Here is a 5,189-nt window from a genome sequence, read left to right as displayed (position 1 = left end):
CGGGCATCATTTTACAAGATCTATTTTTACCCATATGTCGTCCCTAAAGGGACGAAAACACAATATCTATTCATATCGATTGCCAATTTGGGTAATCTACTTGGTATCGGTCTAAAGGAAATTGACGTTTAATTAATAGTTGGATATTAAAGGTGCTATTTGCTCAATAGAAGTAAAACCTTCTGGGAGTTCTGTGATTTTCAGATTTCTGAAATGTATGGGAGCCCCTTCCGATTCGAGACAGATGTATCCTTTCTTTTGACTGGACTGACTGATGCCATTGACAAACTTCCCATTTACAGATAGCTTGATGACACCGTCCACACAAACTACCACATAAGTATTCCATTGGCCTTTGCCCAAGCAGCGATTTTCAATGGATTTGCTTCGCGTTCCTCTCGGATTATCAGGTACGGTTGTTACTCCCCCTACTCCAAATAATTCTCCATGTACATAGGCTATCGGAGGCAGAACGCCATCTTTTTTATTTTGATTTACCCAATCCAATTCAAGCATTTGCACCTCTACGCCGTCAGGAAGTCGGTTGTCTCCAGGAATTGCACTGCTCCAAACAAATGTTCCAGAATTCCCCCCTGCCTCTATGTGCTTCCACTCAATGTACATGATGAAGTTTTCATATTGCTTCTCAGACCGTATTACCCCAATCGGTAAACCTTTGCAAACCAGTTCATCCCCTTCAAAATACCATGTTTCTTTTTCGGTATTTACATTGTACCATTTCAGGGGAGTTTCTTCAGGTTGCTTATCGCTGACCAAAGACTCCAATCCTCTAGACTTTCCAAATTCAAATAAATAGTCTTGGCCTGCAACAGGAGTACAGATAAGTAAGGAAGCTGCAATGATGGCAAAAGGGAAGTTAAATTTCATTTGTCTAAATTTTAAAATTCTAGGGATTTCAAAACAATGATCAAATTACTTTTGTCTTGCCTGGTACTGCCACAGGAGGCACCGGCCATACCAAATCCCAATGATACTCATCCAAATCAGGGCCAAGGACCTGATTGGAATTCATGGCTTGCTCCCAAGTAATTGTCTGACCAGAATACCCCACCATTCTGCCCAAAATGGCCAACATGGTACTGTTTGCCATTAATTCTCCTTCATTGATTGGTTTTCCGGCTCGGATAGCAGCAAACAACTCCTCATGTTGAGTTTCATAAGGATTGTTTTTTTCGCCTTCATAATCCCATAGGCTATCATTTTGAATTCTATGTGTCTGCCTACCTATATCGACTACAGCATTCCCGTTTTTACCAAACACATCAGCTTTATTGACATTGGAACATCCTTGTTGTTGCCTGCTAAAATGAATCCCTTTTGCACCATTTTCATATTCATATTCAATAGCGAAGTGATCATAGATATTTCCCCACTTCTTTTCAGTCCTTGATTGTCTGCCTCCTGAACCTGTTGCTTTTAACGGAAGCTTATCACCAAATGCCCAAGACATCATGTCTAAGCTATGGACCATCATTTCCACGATATAATCTCCGGAAAGCCAATCATAATAATACCAGTTTCTCAATTGATATTCCATTTCAGTCCAGGAAGGCTGTCTCTCTTTGTACCATAATCCGCCACCGTTTCTGACTGTCAATACCGACATCACTTCCCCGATTTCCCCATTATTGATTTTTTCAAACAAAGCTCTTTTTGGAAAGTCATACCTAAAAGTAAAGCCTGAAACCAAATTCAATCCTTTTTCTTTAGCCAACCTTGCAGTTTCCATAACACTTCTTACTCCAGGTGCATCAACTGCCACGGGCTTTTCACAAAACACATGCTTTCCTGCCTGAACCGCCGCTTTAAAATGACCTGGCCTGAAGGCAGGTGGTGTAGTCAGAATCACCACATCGACATCGGAGTCCAATACTTTTTGATAAGCATCAAATCCGATGAATTTTTGACCCTCGCCAACTTGGACCTGAGTTGGATTAACCTGAATGAGCGCATTGTAAGATTCATCCAAATAATCCGAAAATATATCAGCCATGCAGGTCAGAACAGTATTTGGATCTGCTTTTAATGCCTGGGCTGCTGCACCTGTACCTCTACCTCCACATCCAATCAAACCTACTTTTAGGATGTCGTTTTTCATGCCAAAACTTTTGTTGACATTAAAAACAAGAGGAAGGGCGGCACTTCCGACCAAGGCCTTTCCTGTAGTTTTGAGAAAGGCTCTTCGATTTTGGTTTTCAGCGTTGTCTTTTGAATATTCCATATTAAGGCTTTTTGTTTGAGGTACACCTAACTTCATTTATGATATTGATCCAGAAACAAGAATTAACCCGGTCCCAAGAAACTGGCTATTGATTTGTTTTATTACAGTTATTTCTTATTTGGATCGACTGGTAAGCCCAGCTTTTTGAAAAATGCAGCGGGTTCATCCAGAATGATCACCGTCTCATCCAGTTCCCTTCCAGTTTTTTCGTAGAGTTCTTTTCGGCCTTTCATATCATCTACCAATTCCATGTAGGCAATCTGTCCTACCCTGACTGCCACTCTCCTTGGAACCACCACCACGCCGTCTCCATCTGCCACAATCACATCACCGGGATAGACCAGACAACCACCTACCACTACCGGTCTTTGGGCATCAATAAATTCATTACGACCGATCCTTTCGCCCCTTCCTCTTTCAAAATAATTCATATAAACAGGATTCTTCTGCCTGATGACTTCATCTATATCCCTTACACCTCCGGCTGCAACAAGGCCGACAGCCCCTTTTTCCTGCCAATCCATAATATTTTTGGACCCTGTGGAACCTGTATCATTATCATCCTTATTATCCATCACGACTACAGTCCCTTGTTTTATATATTGCTGAAATGGTTCTGAAGATAACTGGGAATACCACATCCCTCTCCATTTCCTATATTCTTCATAATTTTCGGGCTTGGTCAGATCTGCTCCAGGATGCATGGGCCTGTTGGTAGGACCGTATCGGACCGTCACGGCTATCCCTGAAAACCTGTGACTCATGGTTTCCACATCTTTCCATAGAGGAGCAATTTTGGGATCCATCACGCCCACATCCATATATCCCACCGTCACCAGACCATCTACCACATCCGTGACACGGGCACCTTTATATAAGGCTATCAATACTTCGTCAGAAACAACCGGTTCATTTTGGGCATTAAGATTGGTATGTATTGTTATTACACCAATCAGAAATAGAGGCAAGAATAAGTTTTTCATAATAATAATGGGTTTATTGTTTTTTTAATTTAATCACATTTTCAGACTCTTGATTATTGACTGAGGTCAAACACTACATTCAATTTTTAATTGCTGCACTATGAAAAAAATATAATTTTTTAATCACTGAATCACTGGGAGAAAAACTGGTAAAACCAACTGGCAATTCATGATTTCTACTTACCGTTTGAATAAAGAAAGCATTTTAAACGCAAAAATCAAAAGGGGATTTTCTATCTTGGAATATCTGAACGATGTATGGTATCCACCCAAAATTCTTCCCCCTATGAAAAGCCCAAAAGACACAAGAAGAACCTTTATCAAAAAAACCATATTAGGGACAACTGCCCTGTCAATTGGAGGGATTCTCCCTGGATTCAGCCCCAAAAGCTATGGGAAAATACTTGGTGCCAATGACCGCATCAAAGTATCTGTAATGGGCGTCAACAGCAGAGGCAATGCCTTGGCGCAGAACTTTGCCAAGCAGCCCAATGCTGAAGTACTGCATATCTGTGATGTCGATAGAATTGCCGCTGAAAAATGTATTGCTGCAGTTTCAAAAATCCAGGACAAACAACCCAAAGCCACTGCCGATTTCAGAAAAAGCCTGGAGGATAAGGATGTGGATGTGTTGGTGGTCGCCGCACCTGACCATTGGCATGCTCCAGCGGCAATCTTAGCTTGTAAAGCGGGAAAAGATGTCTATTTGGAAAAACCTTCCAGCCATAATCCCCACGAAGGAGAAATTTTGATTCAAGCTGCATCAAAATATAACAGCGTCATTCAAATGGGGAACCAAAGACGTTCCTGGCCCAATGTGGCTGCAGCGATAAAGGAAGTACATGACGGTGTGATAGGAAGACCCTATTATGCCAAAACCTGGTACACCAACAAAAGGGGCCCGATTGGAATAGGAAAGAAAGTTTCCGTACCTGATCACCTCGATTATGAACTTTGGCAGGGACCTGCACCAAGGGAAGATTATCGGGACAATATCATCCACTACAACTGGCATTGGTTCTGGAACTGGGGTACCGGAGAAGCCCTCAACAACGGAACCCATATGGTGGATCTGGCCAGATGGGGACTTGGCGTGGAATTCCCGACTAAGGTCACCTCATCCGGTGGAAGATATCGATACCAAGATGACTGGGAAACGCCCGACACCCAGATGATCAGTCTGGAGTTTGACAACAACTCCCTGATTACCTGGGAAGGAAGAAGCTGCAATGGGATCAACAATGAAGGTTCCAGCGTTGGAGTGATTTTTTATGGTGAAGAAGGGTCGCTCAATATCGGAGGGGGTAATGCCTATGCTATCTATGATCTGAAAAACAAACTGGTCAAAGAGGTGAAATTTGATCGTACTGTGGATGCCAGAAATCTTTCTGACCCGACTCAGGATCTGGACGCCATCCATATCCAAAATATGTTTGATGCGATCAAAAAAGGAACGCCTTTGGCAGCAGAAATCAATGGTGGGCAGGCCAGCACACTTTTGGTCCAATTGGGAAATATTGCGCAGCGCTCAGGTGGAACCCTCCACATCAATCCTAAAAATGGGCATATTATAAATAACAAATCAGCAATTAAATATTGGAAAAGGGACTATGAACCAGGTTGGGAACCCACAGCATAATTGAATTAATGATGATTCTTTGCAAAACAATAAATCAATGGAAAACCAACTAAACAGAAGAAAATTTATCCTGACCAGTGCAACAGCGCTCACGGGAATCAGCGCCATGGGATTTCCTTCACAAGCTGGAAGAACACGGTCATCTTCTGATAGCCCACTCAAGGTAGGATTGATCGGATGTGGCAGCAGGGGAATAGGATTGGCCATGATTCTAAAGGAACTTCCTGAATATGAATTGATCGCCTGTTGCGATATTATTCCTGAACATCTGAAAAGAGGACTGGAGTATGCCCAAGGTAAAGCCAAAGGATATGGGAATTATGAA

General features: G+C 42.3%; 4 protein-coding genes and 1 pseudogene. 2 read left to right on the top strand and 3 right to left on the bottom strand.

What is annotated here, in order from left to right; genetic code table 11:
- Window positions 1–132: 132 nt before the first annotated feature.
- The 3 genes from ACEW8U_RS00040 to ACEW8U_RS00030 all read right to left on the bottom strand — a co-directional run bounded on the left by ACEW8U_RS00040 (window position 133) and on the right by ACEW8U_RS00030 (window position 3,225).
- Window positions 133–888 carry a DUF1080 domain-containing protein gene (locus tag ACEW8U_RS00040; protein WP_373519978.1) on the bottom strand — a complete coding sequence of 252 codons (756 nt, stop codon included), beginning with the start codon at window positions 886–888 and terminating at the stop codon, window positions 133–135.
- A gap of 40 nt (window positions 889–928) precedes the next feature.
- Window positions 929–2,242 (bottom strand): Gfo/Idh/MocA family protein, encoded by a 1,314-nt coding sequence (locus tag ACEW8U_RS00035; RefSeq protein ID WP_373519977.1) that lies wholly within the window; start codon window positions 2,240–2,242, stop codon window positions 929–931.
- A 107-nt stretch (window positions 2,243–2,349) separates the two neighbouring features.
- Window positions 2,350–3,225, bottom strand: coding sequence for an RraA family protein (locus ACEW8U_RS00030; protein ID WP_373519976.1), 876 nt, complete (start codon window positions 3,223–3,225; stop codon window positions 2,350–2,352).
- Between the two features lie 286 nt (window positions 3,226–3,511).
- On the opposite strand from ACEW8U_RS00030, the gene ACEW8U_RS00025 reads away from it, so the two are divergent.
- Together ACEW8U_RS00025 and ACEW8U_RS00020 are read left to right on the top strand one after the other, a co-directional pair.
- Window positions 3,512–4,864: a Gfo/Idh/MocA family protein gene (locus ACEW8U_RS00025; protein WP_373519975.1), complete on the top strand. Its 1,353-nt coding sequence runs from the start codon at window positions 3,512–3,514 to the stop codon at window positions 4,862–4,864.
- 37 nt (window positions 4,865–4,901) lie between these two features.
- Window positions 4,902–5,189, top strand: a pseudogene (locus ACEW8U_RS00020) (gfo/Idh/MocA family oxidoreductase); the annotation flags it as partial.

Origin of the sequence: Aquiflexum sp. (assembly GCF_041751335.1) — a bacterium.
GTDB lineage: Bacteria > Bacteroidota > Bacteroidia > Cytophagales > Cyclobacteriaceae > Aquiflexum.
The sequence above is the reverse complement of the archived record's forward strand: the minus strand, read 5'-3'. Positions and strand labels throughout refer to the sequence as shown.

Bases quoted from the DNA above. Each gene is read 5' to 3' on its own strand.
- ACEW8U_RS00025 (WP_373519975.1), top strand. From the start codon at position 3,512: ATGAAAAGCCCAAAAGACACAAGAAGAACCTTTATCAAAAAAACCATA.
- ACEW8U_RS00040 (WP_373519978.1), bottom strand. From the start codon at position 888: ATGAAATTTAACTTCCCTTTTGCCATCATTGCAGCTTCCTTACTTATC.
- ACEW8U_RS00030 (WP_373519976.1), bottom strand. From the start codon at position 3,225: ATGAAAAACTTATTCTTGCCTCTATTTCTGATTGGTGTAATAACAATA.
- ACEW8U_RS00035 (WP_373519977.1), bottom strand. From the start codon at position 2,242: ATGGAATATTCAAAAGACAACGCTGAAAACCAAAATCGAAGAGCCTTT.